At 63.5% G+C, this 18,373-nt stretch carries 20 protein-coding genes; 13 read left to right on the forward strand and 7 right to left on the reverse strand.

The window, feature by feature from the left end:
* Positions 1-3: 3 nt before the first annotated feature.
* From sucD to AC1MEM_RS05820, 3 genes are all read left to right on the forward strand, one after another.
* Positions 4-885: a succinate--CoA ligase subunit alpha gene (gene sucD / locus AC1MEM_RS05810; RefSeq protein WP_499475919.1), complete on the forward strand. Its 882-nt coding sequence runs from the start codon at positions 4-6 to the stop codon at positions 883-885.
* A gap of 296 nt (positions 886-1,181) precedes the next feature.
* Positions 1,182-1,646, forward strand: a complete 465-nt coding sequence (locus AC1MEM_RS05815) for a pilin (RefSeq protein ID WP_499475920.1) — start codon at positions 1,182-1,184, stop codon at positions 1,644-1,646.
* Between the two features lie 125 nt (positions 1,647-1,771).
* A complete protein-coding gene (locus AC1MEM_RS05820; protein WP_499475921.1) occupies positions 1,772-2,227 on the forward strand; it encodes a pilin in 456 nt (151 codons plus the stop codon).
* 284 nt (positions 2,228-2,511) lie between these two features.
* Here the strand turns inward: AC1MEM_RS05820 and AC1MEM_RS05825 are convergent, their stop codons facing one another.
* Together AC1MEM_RS05825 and AC1MEM_RS05830 are read right to left on the reverse strand one after the other, a co-directional pair.
* Positions 2,512-3,222 carry a flagellar brake protein gene (locus tag AC1MEM_RS05825; protein WP_499475922.1) on the reverse strand — a complete coding sequence of 237 codons (711 nt, stop codon included), beginning with the start codon at positions 3,220-3,222 and terminating at the stop codon, positions 2,512-2,514.
* A gap of 142 nt (positions 3,223-3,364) precedes the next feature.
* Complete coding sequence (locus AC1MEM_RS05830; RefSeq protein ID WP_499475924.1) at positions 3,365-5,419, reverse strand: S9 family peptidase; 2,055 nt, start codon at positions 5,417-5,419, stop codon at positions 3,365-3,367.
* A 263-nt stretch (positions 5,420-5,682) separates the two neighbouring features.
* Between AC1MEM_RS05830 and AC1MEM_RS05835 the strand changes: the two genes are divergently transcribed.
* Positions 5,683-6,765, forward strand: coding sequence for a fumarylacetoacetate hydrolase family protein (locus AC1MEM_RS05835; protein WP_499475925.1), 1,083 nt, complete (start codon positions 5,683-5,685; stop codon positions 6,763-6,765).
* 54 nt (positions 6,766-6,819) lie between these two features.
* The gene (locus tag AC1MEM_RS05840) at positions 6,820-7,230 is read left to right on the forward strand and encodes a hypothetical protein (RefSeq protein ID WP_499475926.1); all 411 of its coding nucleotides are present in this window, start codon (positions 6,820-6,822) and stop codon (positions 7,228-7,230) included.
* A gap of 116 nt (positions 7,231-7,346) precedes the next feature.
* Here the strand turns inward: AC1MEM_RS05840 and moaC are convergent, their stop codons facing one another.
* Positions 7,347-7,865, reverse strand: coding sequence for a cyclic pyranopterin monophosphate synthase MoaC (gene moaC, locus AC1MEM_RS05845; RefSeq protein ID WP_499475928.1), 519 nt, complete (start codon positions 7,863-7,865; stop codon positions 7,347-7,349).
* Positions 7,866-8,042: 177 nt separating this feature from the next.
* On the opposite strand from moaC, the gene AC1MEM_RS05850 reads away from it, so the two are divergent.
* The gene (locus tag AC1MEM_RS05850; RefSeq protein ID WP_499477580.1) at positions 8,043-9,533 is read left to right on the forward strand and encodes a M48 family metalloprotease; all 1,491 of its coding nucleotides are present in this window, start codon (positions 8,043-8,045) and stop codon (positions 9,531-9,533) included.
* Between the two features lie 9 nt (positions 9,534-9,542).
* Here the strand turns inward: AC1MEM_RS05850 and AC1MEM_RS05855 are convergent, their stop codons facing one another.
* From AC1MEM_RS05855 to AC1MEM_RS05870, 4 genes are read right to left on the reverse strand one after another with little or no spacing between them, the layout of a single operon-like run.
* Complete coding sequence (locus AC1MEM_RS05855; RefSeq protein WP_499475930.1) at positions 9,543-9,761, reverse strand: DUF7661 family protein; 219 nt, start codon at positions 9,759-9,761, stop codon at positions 9,543-9,545.
* Between the two features lie 2 nt (positions 9,762-9,763).
* Entirely contained in the window at positions 9,764-10,357 is a 594-nt protein-coding gene (locus tag AC1MEM_RS05860; RefSeq protein WP_499475931.1) for a DUF2946 family protein, read from the reverse strand.
* Positions 10,350-11,372 (reverse strand): YheT family hydrolase, encoded by a 1,023-nt coding sequence (locus AC1MEM_RS05865; protein WP_499475932.1) that lies wholly within the window; start codon positions 11,370-11,372, stop codon positions 10,350-10,352. Before AC1MEM_RS05865 ends, AC1MEM_RS05860 begins: the two co-directional genes overlap by 8 nt.
* An 18-nt stretch (positions 11,373-11,390) precedes the next feature.
* A complete protein-coding gene (locus AC1MEM_RS05870; RefSeq protein WP_193688200.1) occupies positions 11,391-11,585 on the reverse strand; it encodes a zinc-finger domain-containing protein in 195 nt (64 codons plus the stop codon).
* 296 nt (positions 11,586-11,881) lie between these two features.
* On the opposite strand from AC1MEM_RS05870, the gene AC1MEM_RS05875 reads away from it, so the two are divergent.
* The 7 genes from AC1MEM_RS05875 (at position 11,882) to purE (ending at position 18,359) form a co-directional block, all read left to right on the forward strand.
* On the forward strand, positions 11,882-12,631 hold the full coding sequence (locus tag AC1MEM_RS05875) for an AzlC family ABC transporter permease (protein ID WP_499475934.1): 750 nt from the start codon (positions 11,882-11,884) through the stop codon (positions 12,629-12,631).
* Complete coding sequence (locus AC1MEM_RS05880) at positions 12,624-12,968, forward strand: AzlD domain-containing protein (protein ID WP_499475935.1); 345 nt, start codon at positions 12,624-12,626, stop codon at positions 12,966-12,968. Before AC1MEM_RS05875 ends, AC1MEM_RS05880 begins: the two co-directional genes overlap by 8 nt.
* Before the next feature lie 41 nt (positions 12,969-13,009).
* Positions 13,010-14,215, forward strand: coding sequence for a phosphoglycerate kinase (locus AC1MEM_RS05885; RefSeq protein ID WP_499475936.1), 1,206 nt, complete (start codon positions 13,010-13,012; stop codon positions 14,213-14,215).
* 52 nt (positions 14,216-14,267) lie between these two features.
* Complete coding sequence (gene pyk, locus AC1MEM_RS05890) at positions 14,268-15,722, forward strand: pyruvate kinase (protein WP_499475938.1); 1,455 nt, start codon at positions 14,268-14,270, stop codon at positions 15,720-15,722.
* A gap of 66 nt (positions 15,723-15,788) precedes the next feature.
* Positions 15,789-16,853: a class II fructose-bisphosphate aldolase gene (fba, locus tag AC1MEM_RS05895; protein WP_499475940.1), complete on the forward strand. Its 1,065-nt coding sequence runs from the start codon at positions 15,789-15,791 to the stop codon at positions 16,851-16,853.
* A gap of 95 nt (positions 16,854-16,948) precedes the next feature.
* Positions 16,949-17,845 carry a phosphoribosylaminoimidazolesuccinocarboxamide synthase gene (locus AC1MEM_RS05900; RefSeq protein WP_499475942.1) on the forward strand — a complete coding sequence of 299 codons (897 nt, stop codon included), beginning with the start codon at positions 16,949-16,951 and terminating at the stop codon, positions 17,843-17,845.
* Between the two features lie 4 nt (positions 17,846-17,849).
* A complete protein-coding gene (purE, locus tag AC1MEM_RS05905) occupies positions 17,850-18,359 on the forward strand; it encodes a 5-(carboxyamino)imidazole ribonucleotide mutase (protein ID WP_499475943.1) in 510 nt (169 codons plus the stop codon).
* Positions 18,360-18,373: the final 14 nt, after the last annotated feature.

Consider the following 18,373-nt stretch of genomic DNA (forward strand, 5'->3'; position numbering starts at 1 on the left):
CAAATGTCGATCCTGATCAACAAAGATACTAAAGTCATCACCCAGGGTATCACCGGCAAGACCGGTCAGTTCCATACCCGTATGTGCCGCGACTACGCGAACGGCAAAGCTGCCTTCGTCGCAGGCGTGAACCCGAAGAAGGCCGGTGAAGACTTCGAAGGCATCCCGATCTACGCTAATGTGTCGGAAGCGAAAGCTGCCACCGGCGCAACCGTGTCGGTGATCTACGTTCCGCCGGCAGGCGCAGCCGCTGCAATCTGGGAAGCTGTCGAAGCCGACCTGGATCTCGCCATCTGCATCACCGAAGGCATCCCTGTCCGCGACATGATGGCCCTGAAGGACCGCATGGCCAAAGCCGGCTCGAAGACCCTGCTGCTGGGTCCTAACTGCCCAGGCCTGATCACCCCGGACGAAATCAAGATCGGCATCATGCCGGGCCACATCCACAAGAAGGGCCGCATCGGCGTCGTGTCGCGTTCGGGTACCCTGACGTACGAAGCAGTCGGCCAGCTGACCGCACTGGGCCTGGGCCAATCGTCGGCAGTCGGCATCGGCGGCGACCCGATCAACGGCCTGAAGCACATCGACATCATGAAGATGTTCAACGACGATCCTGATACCGACGCGGTCATCATGATCGGCGAAATCGGCGGTCCGGACGAAGGCAATGCTGCCTACTGGATCAAAGAGAACATGAAGAAGCCAGTGGTCTGCTTCATCGCCGGTGTCACCGCTCCTCCAGGCAAGCGCATGGGCCACGCCGGCGCGCTGATCTCGGGCGGCGCAGATACCGCGCAAGCCAAGCTGGACATCATGGAAGAGTGCGGCATCAAAGCCACCAAGAACCCGTCGGAAATGGCACGCCTGCTGAAGGCCATGCTGTAATACCGATTAGATCTTGTTCTGAAGAGAGGAGCCTGCGGGCTCCTCTTTTTTTATGGGCCGTGCGCTCGGGGCCACACGCCAATCACAAAAATTGTTTCCGAACAGACAGAAAATGCACCGTTGGTGACAAAAATTGTCAGTACGGGAGGCGTGGATGACGAATTTGGTCGCTTTTATTGTGAGGATGCTAATGATTTGAGCGCTAAACGGGCTGGCACGGCGCTTGCAATAGGTAATACGTGGCACGAAGCAATACCGAATACTTACCCCAACATACCTACCCTCGGAGAAACACCATGAAATCGATGAAAATTGTCAAGAAAGCCCAAGCCGGCTTCACCCTGATCGAACTGATGATCGTTGTTGCGATTATCGGCATCCTGGCCGCTGTCGCGATCCCTGCTTACCAGGACTACACCGCGAAAGCCAAGTTCGGCGCGGCACTGGCTGAAGTGTCGGGCGGTAAAGTGGGCATGGATACCGCACTGAATGACAGCACGACAGTCGCAGGACCGGCCACCGTTGGCCTGCCAACCGCCACGACAAAGGCGACGGCAAACTGCAATACGTTCACGGCGGCAGTCGCCAGTGACGGCGCTGCGACGATGACCTGCGAGATCATTGGCGGCCCGTCGGGCGTGAATGGCCAGACGATCACCCTGACCCGCGCCGCTGACGGTGGCGCTTGGAGCTGCGCCGCTAGCACGGTCAAGCAGAAATTCATTGGCGCCGAAGGCATCTGCGCTGGCGATACCAAGTAATAGCTGAGTCCCAGTCGTACCAAAAACCCCGCTTCGGCGGGGTTTTTGCTTTGGCTGAGTTGCCTCAATCGCGCGCTGGGGACCACAGTTATTGTTCCGGACTGCTCAACCACCGGAGAATGATCATGACACGCACGAAAGTTGTTAAGAAGGACGAAACCGGCTTCACCCTGGTGGAACTGATGATCGTCGTCGCGATTATCGGCATCCTGGCCATGGTTGCCATCCCGGCCTACCAGGACTACATGGCGAAGGCGAAGTTCGGCGTCGCGCTGGCTGAAGTGGCGGCAGGCAAAGTCGGTATCGACACCCGGCTGATCGACGGCGATACCGTCGCCCAGCCGGAAGAAATCGGCCTGGCCGCGGCCGACAAGCCGACCGCCAACTGCAAGTTCGGCGCAACGGCCGGCGTCGATGGGGCCAGCCTGACCTGCCAGATCGTGGCCGGCCCGGTGGCCGTCAAGGACCAGACCATCACGCTCACCCGCGACAAGGACACCGGCGCCTGGAGTTGCACTGCCGCCACCATTCCCCAAAAGCTGATTGGACCCGAAGGGGTTTGCAAAGGCAAAGCCGCGTAAGCCAAAAAGTACTCCGCCGTAGCGGTAATGCCGTTCAGTCAAGAAGGCCGCTTCGATGCACATCGGGGGGGGCCTTTCTTGTAGATGGAGCGCTGCACTCGACGTCGACGCGCGGGCATGCCCGCCCTACGTTACACAGCGGTCTCGACCAACAATGAGGACGGTGGTGCACCGTAGGGCGGGCATGCCCGCGCGTTATGCTGGCCGGGGCAGATCATCCGCGCTTGGCTGAACGGTATGAGCGCCGTCGCGGGGTTTTTGTGCGGATACCTGAAGAAACAGCCTCAGACGATCTTTTGCCGATCCGCCAGCAAGGCCTCATAGGTCATGTTCTGCAGCAGCGTGTAGTGGGTCGGATCGAGGTCAATGAACTGCATGCCGTAAGTGAACAGGTCGGTGCCGTCTGCCGCCTTCGTGGCGTTGACGTTGCGGATCGCCGCGCGCGCCGAGATCCGCACTTCCTGGTCGTCCGGCGGGGCTTTCAGGGAAAACTGCAACACGATCTGCTCTTCGTCGGCGGGCAGGCGGCCCTGCGGGACGACCAGGGCGTCGCTGACCGACAGGTTCAGGATGGTGCATGCCAGCGGCCTGCCGTGGGTACCGCTGCCGCTGATCGTGGCCGGCAGGTCGACCTTGACCCGCATTGCCGTGCGCAGGCTGGTGCCCTGCACCGAGGTCGGGAAGGAGAGGTGGACGTAGAACAGCGGACGTCCGAAGACGCGCTCGACCGTGCACGCGAACGAGCACACCTTGACGCCCGAGAACACGCGGATCGTCAGGCGTTCGCCTTCGGCCAGCGAGATCGGCGCACCGTTTTCCATCGGGATCTTGAGGATGAGGTACTCGTCCTTGATGTAACCGATCGGGCTGGAAAAATACTGCACCGGCTTGACGCGGCGATGGGTGATGAGCTGCAGGCGCGTGCCGACCTGGAGATTCATGGTCTCGAAATCGACATCCTGGGGTTTAAGCTCGTTCGCCTGTGCGGCCTGCATGCTGTGCGTTCTGAAGTGGCGGACCGGCGGTCCGGCAAGGGCAGCATGATACCACTCCATTTAGTGACCAAAATCAACTAATTTGACGACTGTCGTAAAAAACCCGCTCAAAAGCGGGTTTCTGCGGGTCAAATCGTGGACATCATGGCTTCAGGTGCTGGTCGAGCCAGTTAATCACGGTGTGATGCCACAACAGCGAATTGGCCGGTTTCAGGACCCAGTGGTTTTCGTCCGGGAAGACCAGCAGCTTGCTCTCGATGCCGCGGCGCTGCAGTGCCGTGAAGGTGGACAGGCCCTGCGCCGTCGGGATGCGGAAGTCGAGGTCGCCCTGGACGACGAGCATCGGCGTTTTCCACTTGTTCACGTGGAGCACCGGGTTGAAGCGCTCGTGCTGCTGGGGCACGGCAAAATAGGCGCCGCCGTTTTCCCAGTCGGTGAACCATTGTTCTTCGGTCGAATAAGCCATGCCGCGGGTATCGAACACGCCGTCGTGGTTGACGATGCACTTGAAGCCATCGGACCAGTTGCCTTCGATCCAGTTCATCATGTAGCCGCCATACGAAGCGCCCAGTGCGCAGCTGCGTCCGCGGTCCAGCCACGGGAATTTCTTCACGGCTGCGTCCAGTCCCTTTTGCAGGTCGACCAGCGGCGCGCCGCCCCAATCCCCGCTGATCGCATCGGTGAATTTCTGGCCGTAGCCGGTCGAGCCGTGGAAATCGATGAAGACCGTCGCATAGCCGGCGCCCGCATAGATTTGCGGATTCCAGCGGTAGCTCCAGGCATTGCCGAAACTGCCCTGCGGTCCGCCGTGCACCAGGAAGGCGATCGGGTATTTCGCGCCCGGGGTCGCATTCCATGGCTTCATCACGTGGCCATAGACGGTGTCGCCGTTCGCGCCCTTGAACGAGAACTGTTCATATTCGCCGAAGCGCACGTCGGCCAGCTTGTCGGCATTGTTGTTCGTCAGCTGCTGCGGTTTGCCGCCACGCAGCGTTGTTGCGTACAACTGGGCCGGCGATGACAGCGTGGCCTGGGTAAAGACGATGGTATCGCGGCGCATGTCGAAGCCGCCGATCGACCCCTTATCCGTCAACGCGGCAACTTTACCGCTGGCGACGTCGATCGCGAACAGGCGATGCTGACCCACGTCCTCGGCATCGACGACGACCGATTTGCCGTCCTCGCTCCACTGCAGGGCGCCCGCCGAGCGGTCCCACTTCTCGGCCAGCTTGCGCTTCTTGCCGCTGGCGACATCCATCAGCACGATCTGGTAACGGTCGGCCTCGAAGCCGGGACGCGCCATCGCCAGGTAAGCAAGGGTGCGGCCATCCGGCGAGAACACGCCCTTGGTGTCCCAGGCCTTGTTATCGGCCGTCAGGTTGCGCGGCGCGGCATTGCCGGCGGCAGGCACGCTGTACACATCAAAATTGGTCGACCAGGCTTCGGTCTTGCCGGCGATGCGCGCCGAGAAGACGATGGTCTTGCCGTCCGGGCTGAAGCGGTATTCCTCGCGGTCGCCAAACGGTTTCGAGGGCACGTCCCCGTCGAGCGAGCCCGACAGGCTGACCGGCGCGCTGCTGACGCGGCCGTTCGCCTCGATCGGCGCCGAGAACAGCACGGCATTGCGGCCATCTGCCCAGGTATCCCAGTGGCGCACGAACAGGCGATCGTAGACGTGTCCGCTTGCCTTGTTCTTCGCCTGGGCATCGAGCCGGTCTTTGGTGCAGCCGAGGTCGGGGCAGTCGCGGAACACGGCCAGGCTGAACGCGATGCGTTCGCCGGTCGGAGAAATGCGGAAATTGTCGACGTCGAGCGGTAAATTCGTCACCTGGACCGGTTCGCCGCCGTTCGCAGGCTGGCGCCAGACCTGCGAGCTGCCCGAGCGGCTCGACAGGAAATAGACGGCGTCGCCGGACGGCGACCATTCGGGATCGGTGCTGCTGCTGTCGTGGTTCGTCAGCGCTTTCGGCGCGGCATTCGCGCCGTTCAGGTCGGCGATCCACAGGCTCGTATGGCCGCGGTTCTTGCCGAGATCGGTAGTGCGCACGGTGTAGACGACACGGCGCGCATCCGGAGAAACGGCCGGGCTGCCGACGCGTTCCAGGCTCACCAGGTCTTCCACCGTCAAACCGCGCGGCGCGGCAACGGCATTGGCGGCAGCCACTGCCGTTACCAGAATAAACAAACGTAATTTCATTGATTCCTCGTCAAACGTGTCTCGGTGTTGTCCGGCAGCGCGACAGCGTGCCAGCTGCGAGGCAGCAATTTAACACGTTGCAAGAGTGGAGTGGACTGCCGAGCAGCGATCTCCGCCCTGGGCCTCGTGCTGGCCGCGGTGTGCCGCATACCCGCTGCGGATAGCTAATATTATTTATTTGCAATGAGCTGAGCTACTGCGTAAACATCGTGGCTAGAATGGTTGCGGATGAGTTTTTACCATAACGATAAGGAGACGAAGTCATGGATTCAAACCGTCGTAACCTGCTGAAAGCCAGCGCCTCCGCCGCCGTCGGCGGCCTCCTCGCAGTCAACCAACACGCCGCCCTGGCCCAGGGCCAAGTCGCCGTCGCAACGATGCCGGTCGTGCTGCCGCTGGCGGGCAAGATCGGCATGCGGCTTGCCACCTGCACCCTCGGTACCGGCGGCACGCCGACCGTGGTCGCAGTGCTGGACAACGGCAAGCTGATCGACCTGGGCGCGGAAGCGCGCCGCCAGAAGCGGGCCTTGCCCTTCGACGCCTCGTCGATGGTCGCGCTGATCAAGAGCGGCAACGCCGGCCTCGAGCAGGTGCGGGCCGTGGCCGAGCATGCGATGACGCGCCCGGCTTCGCTGCTGCCGATCGAGCGGGCGCGCTTCATGTCGCCGATTCCCCGTCCCGAGCGCAACATTTATTGTGTCGGCTGGAACTACCTGGACCACTTCGAAGAGGGCCAGAAGGCGCGCTTCGACAAGTCGGTCGAAAAACTGCCCGAGCACCCGGTGTTCTTCACCAAGGGCACGCACTCGATGAACGGACCCTTCGACAACATCCCGCACGATCCGAACTATTCGAATACCACCGACTGGGAAGCGGAACTGGCCGTCATCATTGGCCGGACCGGGCGCAACATCCCGGAAGAACAGGCGATGGATTACGTGTTCGGCTACGCGCCCTTCAACGACACGACGGTGCGCGAAGCCCAGCAGAAGCTGCACGGCGGCCAGTGGTTCAAAGGCAAGAGCCTGGACGGGCACGGACCGATGGGGCCATGGATCGTCACCGCGGCCGGCGTCAAACTCGACGACCTGCGCGTGATCTGCCGGATCAACGGCGTCGAAAAGCAGAACGCCAGTTATAAACAGATGTATTTCAAGATCCCGCGCATCATCGCCGAGCTCTCGCGCGGCCTGACGCTCGAGGCGGGAGACATCATCGCCACCGGCACGCCATCGGGCGTGGGCTTTGCGCGCAAGCCGCCGGAGTTCCTGAAAGACGGGGACGTCATCGAGACCGAGATCACGGGGCTGGGCGTGATGCGCAATACGATCCGGGCCGAAGCCTGAAACGACTGACAAGACGGCTGGGGCACCTCCGATAAATAACCAGTAGCCGAAACGATGGATTATTTCGTTGGACTGTTCCTGGCCGTCGCGGTGTGTGGCGCGGCCAGTCTTGCCGGCTTTGACCGCGAGCGCGTCTTTTACCCGACGATGCTCATTGTGATCGCGACCTACTATGTCCTGTTCGCGGTCATCGGAGGGAACACCCACGCCTTGCTGCTGGAAGCGCTGGTTGCCGCCGCCTTCCTGGGCGCGGCAGTCGCCGGATTCAGGTCGACTCTCTGGATCGTTGTCGTGGCCCTGGCCGCCCACGGCGTGTTCGACTTCGTGCATCACCATGCTGTTCGAAACGATGGCGTTCCGGCCGGGTGGCCGGCGTTCTGCCTGGTATTCGACCTTGTCGCGGCGGTTTTTTCAGGAACGATTCTCGTCAGGCGCCCGGGCTTTGCCGTCCAGGCCAGGCATTGACGCAGGCGTGGATGGGAGCGATGCGGCCGGGAAATGAGGCGGGGGCCGGCCTCGACCGGCCACGCTGCGGGTGCCGCAGCGGTGGAAGCTGGGCGCAGCAAGGCCGGGGCAGCTTGTTACAGCTGCGCCGTCCAGTCCCCGCTCTTGCCCCCGTGCTTTTCCAGCACCCGCACATTCGTCATCACCATCCCCCGATCCACGGCCTTGCACATGTCGTAAATCGTCAATAGCCCCACCTGCACGGCCGTGAGCGCTTCCATTTCGACCCCGGTCTTGCCGTGCAGCTCGACCTGCGCGCGGCAGTGCACGCTATTACTCGCCGCATCGATCTCGAAATCGACCGCCACGCGGGTAATCGCCAGCGGGTGGCACAGCGGAATCAGGTCGCTGGTGCGCTTGGCGCCCATGATGGCGGCGATGCGGGCGATGCCGAGCACGTCGCCCTTTTTGGCGGTGCCGGACTGGATCAGCGCCAGGGTCTCCGGTTTCATGCGGATGCTGCCGGCGGCAACGGCGACGCGGTGCGTCTCGTTCTTGGCGCCGACGTCGACCATGTGGGCCTGGCCGGTGGCGTCGAAGTGGGTCAGTTCGTGGGTCAGCCCGTCAGGGCCTGGCGTCGGATCGGATGGGGGCATGGGTGTCGGTATGCTTGGGTAAGAAAGTGTTTCAGGGTGCGGCAAGGCGCCTGCGGATGGGGTTATCATAGCATCGTGAACTTGAGATCCCATCCCGCGCTGCCGTCCCTTCGTCCCCGCTGGCGCCGGTCGCTGGCCGCATTGTTCGTGTCCGCCGCGGCCGGGTTCGCGCCTGCCATGGCGCCCGCCCAATCGTTCAACAGTACGTCGATTGCGGCGCGCCTGCCGACGCTCGGCGACGCCGCGCGCGAGGACCTGTCGCCGGTCGTCGAGCGCAAGCTCGGCGAAGCGATCATGCGCGAGGTGCGGCGCGACCGCGATTACCTCGACGACGACGCGATCGCCGAATACCTGAACAATTTCGGCGGCGCCCTGGTCGATGCGGCACCGGGGGCGCGCGGCGAAACGAATGCCGACTTTTATTTCTTTGCGCTGCGCGACGGGTCGATCAACGCCTTTGCGCTGCCGGGCGGCTTCATCGGCGTCCACTCGGGCCTGCTGCTCGCGGCCCAGACCGAGTCGGAACTGGCCTCGGTGTTGTCGCACGAGATCGGCCACGTGGTGCAGCGCCACATCGCCCGCATGCTCGGCCAGCAGCGCCAGGATGCGCTGTTGCCGATCGCCGCGCTGATCCTGGCGGCGCTGGCGGCCAGGGCCAGTCCGGACGCGGCCATGGGCGTGGTCATGGGCGGCCAGGGCCTGGCCGTGCAGCGCCAGCTCAATTTCAGCCGCGATGCCGAGCGCGAGGCCGACCGCGTCGGCTTCCAGATCATGGGCGAAGGCGGCTACGATACCTCGGGCATGGTGGCCTTCTTCAAGCGCCTGCAAAGCGCGAGCAAGGTGTATGGAGAAATCCCGGCCTTCCTCAGCAGCCACCCGATGACCAGCGAGCGGATCGTCGACATCCAGGCGCGCATCAAGGAAACGCCGTACCGGCAACGTCCCGACACCATCGAATTTCATCTCGCCAAGGCGCGCGCCCGGGTGCTGCAGGATTCAAGCACGACCGGGCGCCGCGATACGCGCGCCGCCTTGCTGGCGCAGCTGGCCGAGCAGCACCGCCAGCAGCAGGTCTCCGCGCAATACGGCCTGGCTTTCCTGTCGCTCAAGGAGGGTGACCTGGCCGGTGCGCGCAGCTGGTACGACAAGGCGCGCGCGACCCTGAAGCCGAAGGAGGGAGCGTTTTCCGCCGCGCCGGCGAGCGACGGCGGCGCCATGTTTGCCGTGCTCGACCTGGAAATCAAGCTGGCGCCGGGGCAGCCGAAAGAGGTCGCCCAGCAGGCCTTGAAGGATGCGGAGCAGGCGAGCTACCGTTTTCCCCTGTCGCGCGCGCTGGCCCGCCAATATGCCGATGCGATGATCAATGCCGGCAAGCTGGACGACGCGACGCACTACCTGCGCGACCAGGTGCGGCTGTACCGCGAGGACCCGAAGCTGTACGACCTGCTGGCCAGGGCGTATTCGAGCCAGGGCAAGATCGCGCTGCAGCACATGGCGCTGGCCGAATCCTATGTGCTGGCCGGGGCGCTGCCGGCGGCCGTCGACCAGCTGAATTTCGCGCGCAAGGCGAGCGATGTGTCGTTCTACGACCAGTCCGTGATCGATGCGCGCGAGCGCGAGATCAAAGCGCGCGAGAAAGAAGAAAAAGAAGAAGAGAAGGGCAGGTAGGATCGTCGTTCAGGCCAGCCGTTCGACGGCGGCGTGCCTGGGCGTCGCATTTTCGTGGAACAGGTCGGCCAGGTACTCGGCGAGTTCGTGTTCCGCGATATCGGCCGGGACGATGAAATCGGCGGGCCTCCGCTTGCCGTCCGCGCCAGGATAAAACGCCTGCCATCGGCCAGCCACGCGGGCGACGACGACGGGCATGCCGAATACCTTGAAGCGGTGCCCGTCCATGTTCAGGCCGGCGGCGTCGGCACGGGCACGAAGCCGAAGCGCTGCGCCAGCGTGGCGCGCTCGACGCGTTCGACCGGCACCGATGCGCCGCGCCAGCGCAGGGTCAAGGTGCCCGTACCGCCGTCCAGCCAGCGTATCAGCGCCTCGTCGCCGGCCGGCTTGCCGTCCAGTTCCAGCGCTTCAAACAATTGCCCCATATCCCGGTCGTCGACCTGGGCGAGGATGTCTCCCGCCTGCACGATCGCCACGCCCACTTCGGTCAGGTACAGGCGCGCGATCTTGTCCAGCGCGGCGCCGGTCTGCAGTACCAGTCCCTGGACGGGGTCGGTGCGGGCGATATACGGCGTCGCTTCCAGGTTCACGTACACGCGCTGCGGACCGTTCTGGAAATACCAGCGGCCGGTGTCGTCGTGCCCATAATTGCGGTTGATGAAGCCGACCAGCGCGGCACTGTTCACTTTATCGCCGGGCGCATGGGCCTGCTGGGCCGCTTCGTCGCGCATGCGCCAGTTGCCGCGCGCATCGAGTGCGAGCCAGCCGTAGCAGTGCGGCACGTTCGGCCACTTGGCCATTGCTTGTTTTACGATGTCATCCATGGGCGTCAGCTTCGCATAGTTCGGCGCCGCTCGGCGCGCAGCAGGGTCCTGCAACGGCGTCGTCAAAAAAGGACAGGATGCGGCGCGGCAGCCAGTCGATCCGGCCCGGGAAGGGGCCGGCGGGGAAGCCGACATGGCCACCTTCGTCCGGGTACTCGAGCGTGACCGCCTGCGATGCCGAGGAAGGCAAATGTTCACCCGGCAGGAAGGGATCGTTGCGGGCATTCAGGACCAGGGTCGGCACGGTGATATCCATCAGCACATGGCGCGCGCTGGCGCGGTGCCAGTAGTCGTCGGTGTCGCGGTAGCCGTGCAGCGGGGCGGTGACGACGTTGTCGAAGGCGTACAGGTCGCGCGCGGCCAGCAGGGCGTCGCGGTCGAACAGGCCGGGAAACTGTTCCAGCTTGGCGAGGCATTTGGGTTTCAGGGTTTGCAGGAACATGCGCGTATAGAGCATGTTGAAACCCGAGGACAGGGCTTCTCCGCCGCGCGCCAGGTCGAGCGGGGCGGAAATGGCGGCCGCGGCCGAGACGAAACCCGCCGCGCTGCCGGATTCGCCGAGCCAGCGCAGCAGCGCATTGCCGCCGAGCGAAACACCGGCCGCAAACATGGGACCACCGGCGGGACCCGTGGCACGCGCACGCAGGCGCGCCATGATCCAGTCGATTTCAAGCGAGTCACCGGAGTGATAGAAGCGCGCCGTGCGGTTGGGTTCTCCCGAGCAGCCGCGGAAATGCGGCACCGCGCCCGACCAGCCGCGTTGGGCGAGCGCCGCCATCAGGCCGCGCGCGTAATGGCTGTTCGAGGAACCTTCCAGCCCGTGGAACAGCACGACCAGCGGCTTGCCGGGCTCGCCATCGACGAAATCGACGTCGACGAAATCCTCGCCCAGCAGCGGGTGGTGCACTTCCCAGCGCTCGCGCCGGTAAGCGACCGCCGGTTTGGCGACCAGCGTGGCCGGATAGATGGTTTGCAGGTGGCCGCCGGGCAGCCACCTTGGGGCGCGGTAAGTCATGGTCGCGCCCTCATCCGATCAGTGGTGCTTGAAGGCCACGCCCGGGGCCAGGCGGTAGCGGGTGCCGCAGTACGGGCACTTGGCTTCGCCGTCATGGTCGAAATCCAGGAAGACGCGCGGGTGCGACGACCACAGCGGCATGGCCGGGTTCGGGCAGTGGGCAGGCAGGTCCTTGGCCTCGAGTTCCACCACAGGCATCGTCTTGTCAGTCATTCAGGTTCTCCGTCACGCAAAGTTGGGCAAAGACAGGATTTTAACGGATTCAGGCGATGGGCCGGAATGATCGGTAGAATGGCGGATTGATCACAGTGCGGCTGGCCAGGTCTGGTCGTATCGATTCGCTGACTGGCGGACGCGTTGCGAGCGACAAGTTACCGATATCGACTGCCGGTCGAGTACGTACCGCGTGGGCATGAATGCCCACCCTACAAATTCATTCGTCGCTTCATGTCTTTCCCTTCTCGCTCCGCTAATGCATCTCCCCTTGTAGTCTGTTGCAGGAAGGCGACATGAACGCGCCTGAACCTGTCCAGCACCTCGCTCCCGGCGCCGAGCAGCACAATCCCGAACTCTGGCAGGAGGGCTTGCGCACCGGTTTGCCGACCCTGTTCGGTATTGCCGCCTGGGGCATGGTGGTGGGCATCGCGATGGTCAAAACGGGCCTGACCGCGCTCCAGGCTACTGGTATGACACTGCTTGTGTACGCTGGTTCCGCCCAGTTGGCGGCGCTGCCGCTGATCGTGGCACATGCGCCGGTCTGGGTCGTGTTTGCCACCGGCCTGGTAGTGAACCTGCGCTTCGTCATTTTTTCCGCCTTGCTCGGGCCCCATTTCACGCACCTGCCCTGGCGCCAGCGCCTGTTCTACGGCTACATCTCCGGCGACTTGACGGTGGCCCTGTTCCTGCAGCGCTTCCCGACCGCGGCCGCCATTCCCGGCAAGCTGTCTTACCTGCAAGGCCTGATGCTCCCGAACTGGCTGTCCTGGCAGGCCGGCTCGCTGATCGGCATCTTCCTCGGCAGCGCCGTTCCGACCGCCTGGGGGCTCGGCTTTGCCGGCACGCTGGCGATCCTCTGCGTCACGGTGCCGCTGATCGTCAACAGTGCGGCCCTGTGCGGGGTGCTGGTGGCGGGCGCGGTGTCGGTGGCGGCCTACGGCTTTCCTTACAAGCTAGGCCTGCTGGTGGCGGTGGTCGTCGGCATGCTGGCCGCGCTGGCGGCCGAGTCCGTGATCGAGAAACGAAAGGGCCGCCATGGCTGATTGGGAAATCTGGGCGATCATCGCCGTACTGTCGCTGTCGACGGCGCTCACGCGCTGCGGCTTCTGGCTGGTCGGGCACCGGGTGACGATCCCGCCGCGGGTGCAGGGCATGTTGCGCTATGCACCGGCCTGCGCGCTGGCGGCCATCATCGGGCCCGACTTGCTGGTCGATGGCGCCGGCAAGGTCCAGCTGGCGCTGGGCAATGCGAAGCTGCTGGCGGGGATCGCGTCGATCGGTTTCTACCTGTGGCGGCGGAACATGCTGCAGACCATCGTATTCGGGATGCTTGCGTTCACACTGTTGCGAATCACACACGTTTTCGCTGCCATTCCCTAAGGTAGAATAGCGTTCTTTCACTATTTCACTGTTGAGCCGACATGGATGCCGTTCTGAGTTTCACCCGCTTGCAAGACCTGATCGACCGCGACGCGCTGAACAACAAGCGCGTCTTCATCCGTGCCGACCTGAACGTGCCGCAGGATGACCAGGGCAATATCACCGAAGACACCCGCATCCGTGCCTCGATCCCCGCGATCCAGGCGGCCGTCAAGGCTGGTGCCGCCGTCATGGTGACTTCGCACCTGGGCCGTCCGACCGAGGGCGAATTCAAGCCGGAAGACACGCTCGCGCCGGTCGCCCAGCGCCTCTCCGAGCTGCTCGGCCAGCCGGTCGAACTGAAACAGAACTGGGTCGATGGCGTCGAGGTCGCCCCGGGCCAGGTCGTGCTGCTCGAAAACTGCCGCGTCAACAAGGGCGAAAAGAAAAATTCCGACGAGCTGGCCCAGAAGATGGCCAAGCTCTGCGACGTGTACGTGAACGATGCCTTCGGCACCGCCCACCGCGCCGAAGCGACGACCCATGGCATCGCGAAGTTCGCGCCCGTCGTCTGCGCCGGCCCGCTGCTGGCCGCCGAACTCGATGCATTGGGTAAAGCCCTGGGCCAGCCGGCGCGTCCGCTGCTGGCGATCGTCGCCGGCTCGAAAGTGTCGAGCAAGCTGTCGATCCTGCAAAGCCTGGCCGGTAAAGTGGATAACCTGATCGTCGGCGGCGGCATCGCCAACACCTTCATGAAGGCCGTCGGCCTGAACATCGGCAAGTCGCTGGTCGAGAACGACCTGGTCAATGAGGCGAAACAGATCATCGACATGATGAGCGCGCGCGGCGCCTCGGTGCCGATCCCGGTCGACGTCGTCTGCGCGAAAGAGTTCTCGCCAACGGCCGCTGCGACCGTCAAGGACGTGGCGGATGTGAGCGACGACGACATGATCCTCGACATCGGCCCGAAGACGGCGACCATGCTGGCCGAACAGGTCGCCAAGGCAGGGACGATCGTCTGGAACGGCCCGGTCGGCGTGTTCGAATTCGACCAGTTCGCCGAAGGCACGAAGACGCTCGCCATGGCCATCGCCGACTCGAAAGGCTTCTCGATCGCCGGCGGTGGCGATACCCTGGCAGCAATCGCCAAGTACAACATCGGCGACAAGATCGGCTACATTTCCACCGGTGGCGGTGCCTTCCTCGAGTTCCTGGAAGGTAAAACCCTGCCGGCGGTCGATATCCTCCTGCAGCGCAGCAAGCAGTAAAAATCGGCGCAGCCTCGGGCTGCGCTTTGCTTTTTAAATGGAAGGACAGCTCATGTACCGTGGCACCAAGATCGTCGCTACCATCGGACCGGCCTCGACCGACTTCGACATCCTCGTCAAAATGATCCGCGCCGGCGTCGACGTCGTGCGCCTGAATTTTTCCCACGGCAAGGCGCAGGACCATATCGACCGCGCCGCCCTGGTGCGCAGCGCGGCCGCGGAATGCGGGCGCGAAGTGGCGATCATGGCCGACATGCAGGGACCGAAAATCCGCGTCGGCAAGTTCGAGAGCGGCAAGGTCGAGCTGGCCAAGGGCGACAAATTCGTGCTCGACGCGAAATGGGGAGACAACGGCGAGCTGGGCAACCAGGAACGCGTCGGCCTCGATTACAAGGCGCTGCCGCGCGACGTGCGTCCGGGCGACAAGCTGCTGCTCAACGACGGCCTGATCGTGCTGGTCGTCGACAGGGTGGCCGGCCACGAAATCTGCACCACCGTGAAAGTGGGCGGCGAGCTGTCGAACAACAAGGGCATCAACCGCGAAGGCGGCGGCCTGACCGCGCCGGCCTTGACGGCGAAAGACATGGAAGACATCAAGACCGCGATGAGCTTCCAGGCCGATTACCTGGCGATCTCGTTCCCGAAGAGCGCGACCGACATGGAAATGGCGCGCCAGCTGGCGAATATCGCCGGCGAGCCTTTCCACCACAAGCCGCTGATGATCGCCAAGATCGAGCGCGCCGAAGCCATTCCCGTGCTGCAGGAAATCCTCGACGCTTCCGACGGCATCATGGTTGCGCGCGGCGATCTCGCCGTGGAAGTCGGCAATGCCGCCGTGCCGGCCCTGCAAAAGCGCATGATCCGCATGGCACGCGCCTCGAATAAACTGGCGATTACCGCGACCCAGATGATGGAGTCGATGATCGTCAACGCCGTGCCGACCCGCGCCGAAGTGTCGGACGTGGCGAACGCCGTGCTGGACGGCACCGACGCCGTGATGACCTCGGCCGAAACTGCCTCGGGCAAGTACCCGATCGAAACCGTCGAGATGATGGCGGCCGTCTGCGCCGAAGCGGAACAATCCGAATACAACAAGCTCGACGCCGACTTCCTGAACGTGGAATTCACCCGCATCGACCAGTCGATCGCCTACGCCACGCTGTTCACCGCGCACCACCTGGAAGTGAAGGCCATCGTCGCGCTGACCGAGTCGGGCTCGACGGCCCTGTGGATGAGCCGGCATAGCATCGACACCCCGATTTTTGCGTTGACCCCGTCACAAACGACGCAGCGCAAGGCCTCGCTGTACCGGAACGTGCGAGCATTCCCCCTGCAGCAGGAAGGCGGCAGCCACGCCGTGCTGCGCAAGGCGGAAGAGCTCCTGATGAAGGAAGGCATGGTGCGCCCTGGCGACACCATCGTCGTCACCTGGGGCTCGCCGATGGGCGAGGCAGGCGGCACCAACGCCCTCAAGATCGTGCGCGTCGGCGAGACCTATAAGGATTAAAAGAATAAAAGGCGGCTTCGCGTTGTCGAAGTTCCTGAAACGGTTTTTTTATTTTGGAGTACTACCATGGCACTCGTATCTCTGCGTCAACTGCTGGACCATGCTGCTGAAAACGGCTATGGCCTGCCGGCATTCAACGTCAACAACCTGGAGCAGGTGCAGGCCATCATGGCCGCGGCCGACGCGACCAACAGCCCGGTCATCATGCAAGCCTCGGCCGGCGCTCGCAAATACGCAGGCGAAGCCTTCCTGCGCCACCTGATCGACGCCGCCGTCGAAGCCTACCCGCACATCCCGGTCGTCATGCACCAGGACCACGGCCAGTCGCCGGCGGTCTGCATGGCCGCGATCCGTTCGGGCTTCAGCTCGGTGATGATGGACGGTTCGCTGGAAGCCGACGGCAAGAGCGTCGCTTCGTATGACTACAACGTCGAAGTGTCGAAAGAAGTCGTGAAATTCGCGCACTCGATCGGCGTGACCGTCGAAGCCGAACTGGGCGTGCTCGGTTCGCTCGAGACGATGATGGGCGACAAGGAAGACGGCCACGGCGCCGACGGCGCCATGACCCGCGAGCAGCTGCTGACCGACGTCGCGCAAGCCGCCGACTTCGTCGCGAAAACCCAGTGCGACGCGCTGGCCATCGCGATCGGCACCTCGCACGGCGCCTACAAATTTACGCGCAAGCCGACCGGCGACATCCTGGCGATCGATCGCATCAAGGAAATCCACGCGCGCATCCCGAACACCCACCTGGTGATGCACGGTTCGTCGTCGGTGCCGCAAGAGCTGCTGGCGATCATCCGCGAATTCGGCGGCGACATGAAGGAAACCTATGGTGTCCCGGTCGAAGAAATCCAGGAAGGCATCAAGCACGGCGTTCGCAAGATCAACATCGACACCGACATCCGCCTGGCGATGACGGCCGCGATCCGCAAATACCTGTTCCAGAACCCAGGTAAATTCGATCCGCGCGACTATTTGAAGCCTGCGCGCGAAGCGGCAACCGAGATCTGCAAGGCGCGTTACCTGTCCTTCGGCTGCGAAGGCATGGCTGCGAAGATCAAGCCGATCCCGCTGGAAAAAATGGCCGAGCGTTACAAGGCCGGCGAGCTCGCGCAAGTCGTCAAGTAATATACTGTTTGGAACGGGCTGCTGCGGCAGCCCGTGTCTCTTGTCGGCGGCCTCACCGTCGAGTCCGTTTAGTTTGTTTCTCTGATAGCCCTCCCATGAACAGCCTCTACCAAACCACGATCAAGTCCCTGCCACTGCTGGGCGTCGGCAAAGTGCGCGACAATTACGCCGTCGGCGACGACAAGATCCTGATCGTCACCACCGACCGCCTGTCCGCTTTTGACGTCGTCATGAACGAACCGATCCCGGGCAAGGGCATGGTGCTCAACCAGATGAGCGATTTCTGGTTCGAGAAGCTCGGCCACATCGTGCCGAACCACCTGACCGGCGTGGCGCCGGAAAGCGTCGTGGCGCCCGACGAAGTCGAGCAGGTGCGCGGCCGCGCGGTCGTTGCCAAGCGCCTGAAACCGATCATGGTCGAAGCCGTCGTGCGCGGCTACATCATCGGTTCCGGCTGGAAGGACTATCAGGAAAGCGGATCGATTTGCGGCATCGAATTGCCGCCAGGCCTGCGCCAGGCCGAAAAGCTGCCGCAGCCTATCTTTACCCCGGCTGCAAAGGCCGACCTCGGCGAGCACGACGAGAACATCTCGTTTGCCGACATGGAGTCGCGCATCGGTCCTGAACTCGCCGCGAAAATGCGCGACGTGTCGATCGCCCTGTACACGGCCGCTTCGGAATACGCGGCCACCAGGGGCATCATCATCGCCGACACCAAGTTCGAATTCGGACTCGACGACAATGGCGTGATGCACCTGATGGACGAAGTGCTGACCGCCGATTCCTCGCGCTTCTGGCCGGCGGACTCGTACGCGCCGGGCATGTCGCCGCCGTCGTTCGACAAGCAGTTCGTGCGCGACTACCTGGAAACGCTCACCGAGTGGAAGAAGACCGCGCCGGCGCCGGCGCTGCCGGAAGATGTCATCAACAAAACCCAGGCCAAGTACTTCGAAGCCATCGAACGCCTGACCGGCGAAAAGCTGAAGGCCTGACGAGATGACGACTGAAGCAAATGCCGCAAAGGCGCCGCTGGTCGGCGTCGTGATGGGTTCCTCGTCGGACTGGGACGTCATGAAACATGCCGTCGACGTCCTGAAACAGTTCGGCGTGCCCTTCGAGGCGCAGGTGATTTCGGCGCACCGCATGCCGGACGAGATGTTCCGCTATGCCGAGACCGCACGCAGCCGCGGCCTGCGCGCGATCATCGCCGGCGCCGGGGGCGCAGCCCACCTGCCGGGCATGATCGCCGCGAAAACGATCGTGCCGGTGTTAGGGGTGCCGGTGCCTTCAAAGTATCTGCGCGGCGAGGATTCGCTGCTGTCGATCGTGCAGATGCCGAAAGGCGTGCCGGTGTGCACGTTTGCCATTGGCGAAGCCGGCGCCGCGAACGCCGCGCTCACCGCGGTGGCGCTGCTGGCCGCGAATGACGATGCCCTTGCCGCCCAACTGGAACAGTATCGCCTGGACCAGACCGCCGCCGCCAAGGCGATGACCTTACCTGTCTGAGCGTTGTGAGTCAT

This window comes from Telluria sp. AIW5 (genome assembly GCF_056680575.1).

Bases quoted from the DNA above. Each gene is read 5' to 3' on its own strand.
- sucD (WP_499475919.1), top strand. From the start codon at position 4: ATGTCGATCCTGATCAACAAAGATACTAAAGTCATCACCCAGGGTATC.
- AC1MEM_RS05815 (WP_499475920.1), top strand. From the start codon at position 1,182: ATGAAATCGATGAAAATTGTCAAGAAAGCCCAAGCCGGCTTCACCCTG.
- AC1MEM_RS05820 (WP_499475921.1), top strand. From the start codon at position 1,772: ATGACACGCACGAAAGTTGTTAAGAAGGACGAAACCGGCTTCACCCTG.
- AC1MEM_RS05825 (WP_499475922.1), bottom strand. From the start codon at position 3,222: ATGCAGGCCGCACAGGCGAACGAGCTTAAACCCCAGGATGTCGATTTC.
- AC1MEM_RS05830 (WP_499475924.1), bottom strand. From the start codon at position 5,419: ATGAAATTACGTTTGTTTATTCTGGTAACGGCAGTGGCTGCCGCCAAT.
- AC1MEM_RS05835 (WP_499475925.1), top strand. From the start codon at position 5,683: ATGGATTCAAACCGTCGTAACCTGCTGAAAGCCAGCGCCTCCGCCGCC.
- AC1MEM_RS05840 (WP_499475926.1), top strand. From the start codon at position 6,820: ATGGATTATTTCGTTGGACTGTTCCTGGCCGTCGCGGTGTGTGGCGCG.
- moaC (WP_499475928.1), bottom strand. From the start codon at position 7,865: ATGCCCCCATCCGATCCGACGCCAGGCCCTGACGGGCTGACCCACGAA.
- AC1MEM_RS05850 (WP_499477580.1), top strand. From the start codon at position 8,043: ATGGCGCCCGCCCAATCGTTCAACAGTACGTCGATTGCGGCGCGCCTG.
- AC1MEM_RS05855 (WP_499475930.1), bottom strand. From the start codon at position 9,761: ATGGACGGGCACCGCTTCAAGGTATTCGGCATGCCCGTCGTCGTCGCC.
- AC1MEM_RS05860 (WP_499475931.1), bottom strand. From the start codon at position 10,357: ATGGATGACATCGTAAAACAAGCAATGGCCAAGTGGCCGAACGTGCCG.
- AC1MEM_RS05865 (WP_499475932.1), bottom strand. From the start codon at position 11,372: ATGACTTACCGCGCCCCAAGGTGGCTGCCCGGCGGCCACCTGCAAACC.
- AC1MEM_RS05870 (WP_193688200.1), bottom strand. From the start codon at position 11,585: ATGACTGACAAGACGATGCCTGTGGTGGAACTCGAGGCCAAGGACCTG.
- AC1MEM_RS05875 (WP_499475934.1), top strand. From the start codon at position 11,882: ATGAACGCGCCTGAACCTGTCCAGCACCTCGCTCCCGGCGCCGAGCAG.
- AC1MEM_RS05880 (WP_499475935.1), top strand. From the start codon at position 12,624: ATGGCTGATTGGGAAATCTGGGCGATCATCGCCGTACTGTCGCTGTCG.
- AC1MEM_RS05885 (WP_499475936.1), top strand. From the start codon at position 13,010: ATGGATGCCGTTCTGAGTTTCACCCGCTTGCAAGACCTGATCGACCGC.
- pyk (WP_499475938.1), top strand. From the start codon at position 14,268: ATGTACCGTGGCACCAAGATCGTCGCTACCATCGGACCGGCCTCGACC.
- fba (WP_499475940.1), top strand. From the start codon at position 15,789: ATGGCACTCGTATCTCTGCGTCAACTGCTGGACCATGCTGCTGAAAAC.
- AC1MEM_RS05900 (WP_499475942.1), top strand. From the start codon at position 16,949: ATGAACAGCCTCTACCAAACCACGATCAAGTCCCTGCCACTGCTGGGC.
- purE (WP_499475943.1), top strand. From the start codon at position 17,850: ATGACGACTGAAGCAAATGCCGCAAAGGCGCCGCTGGTCGGCGTCGTG.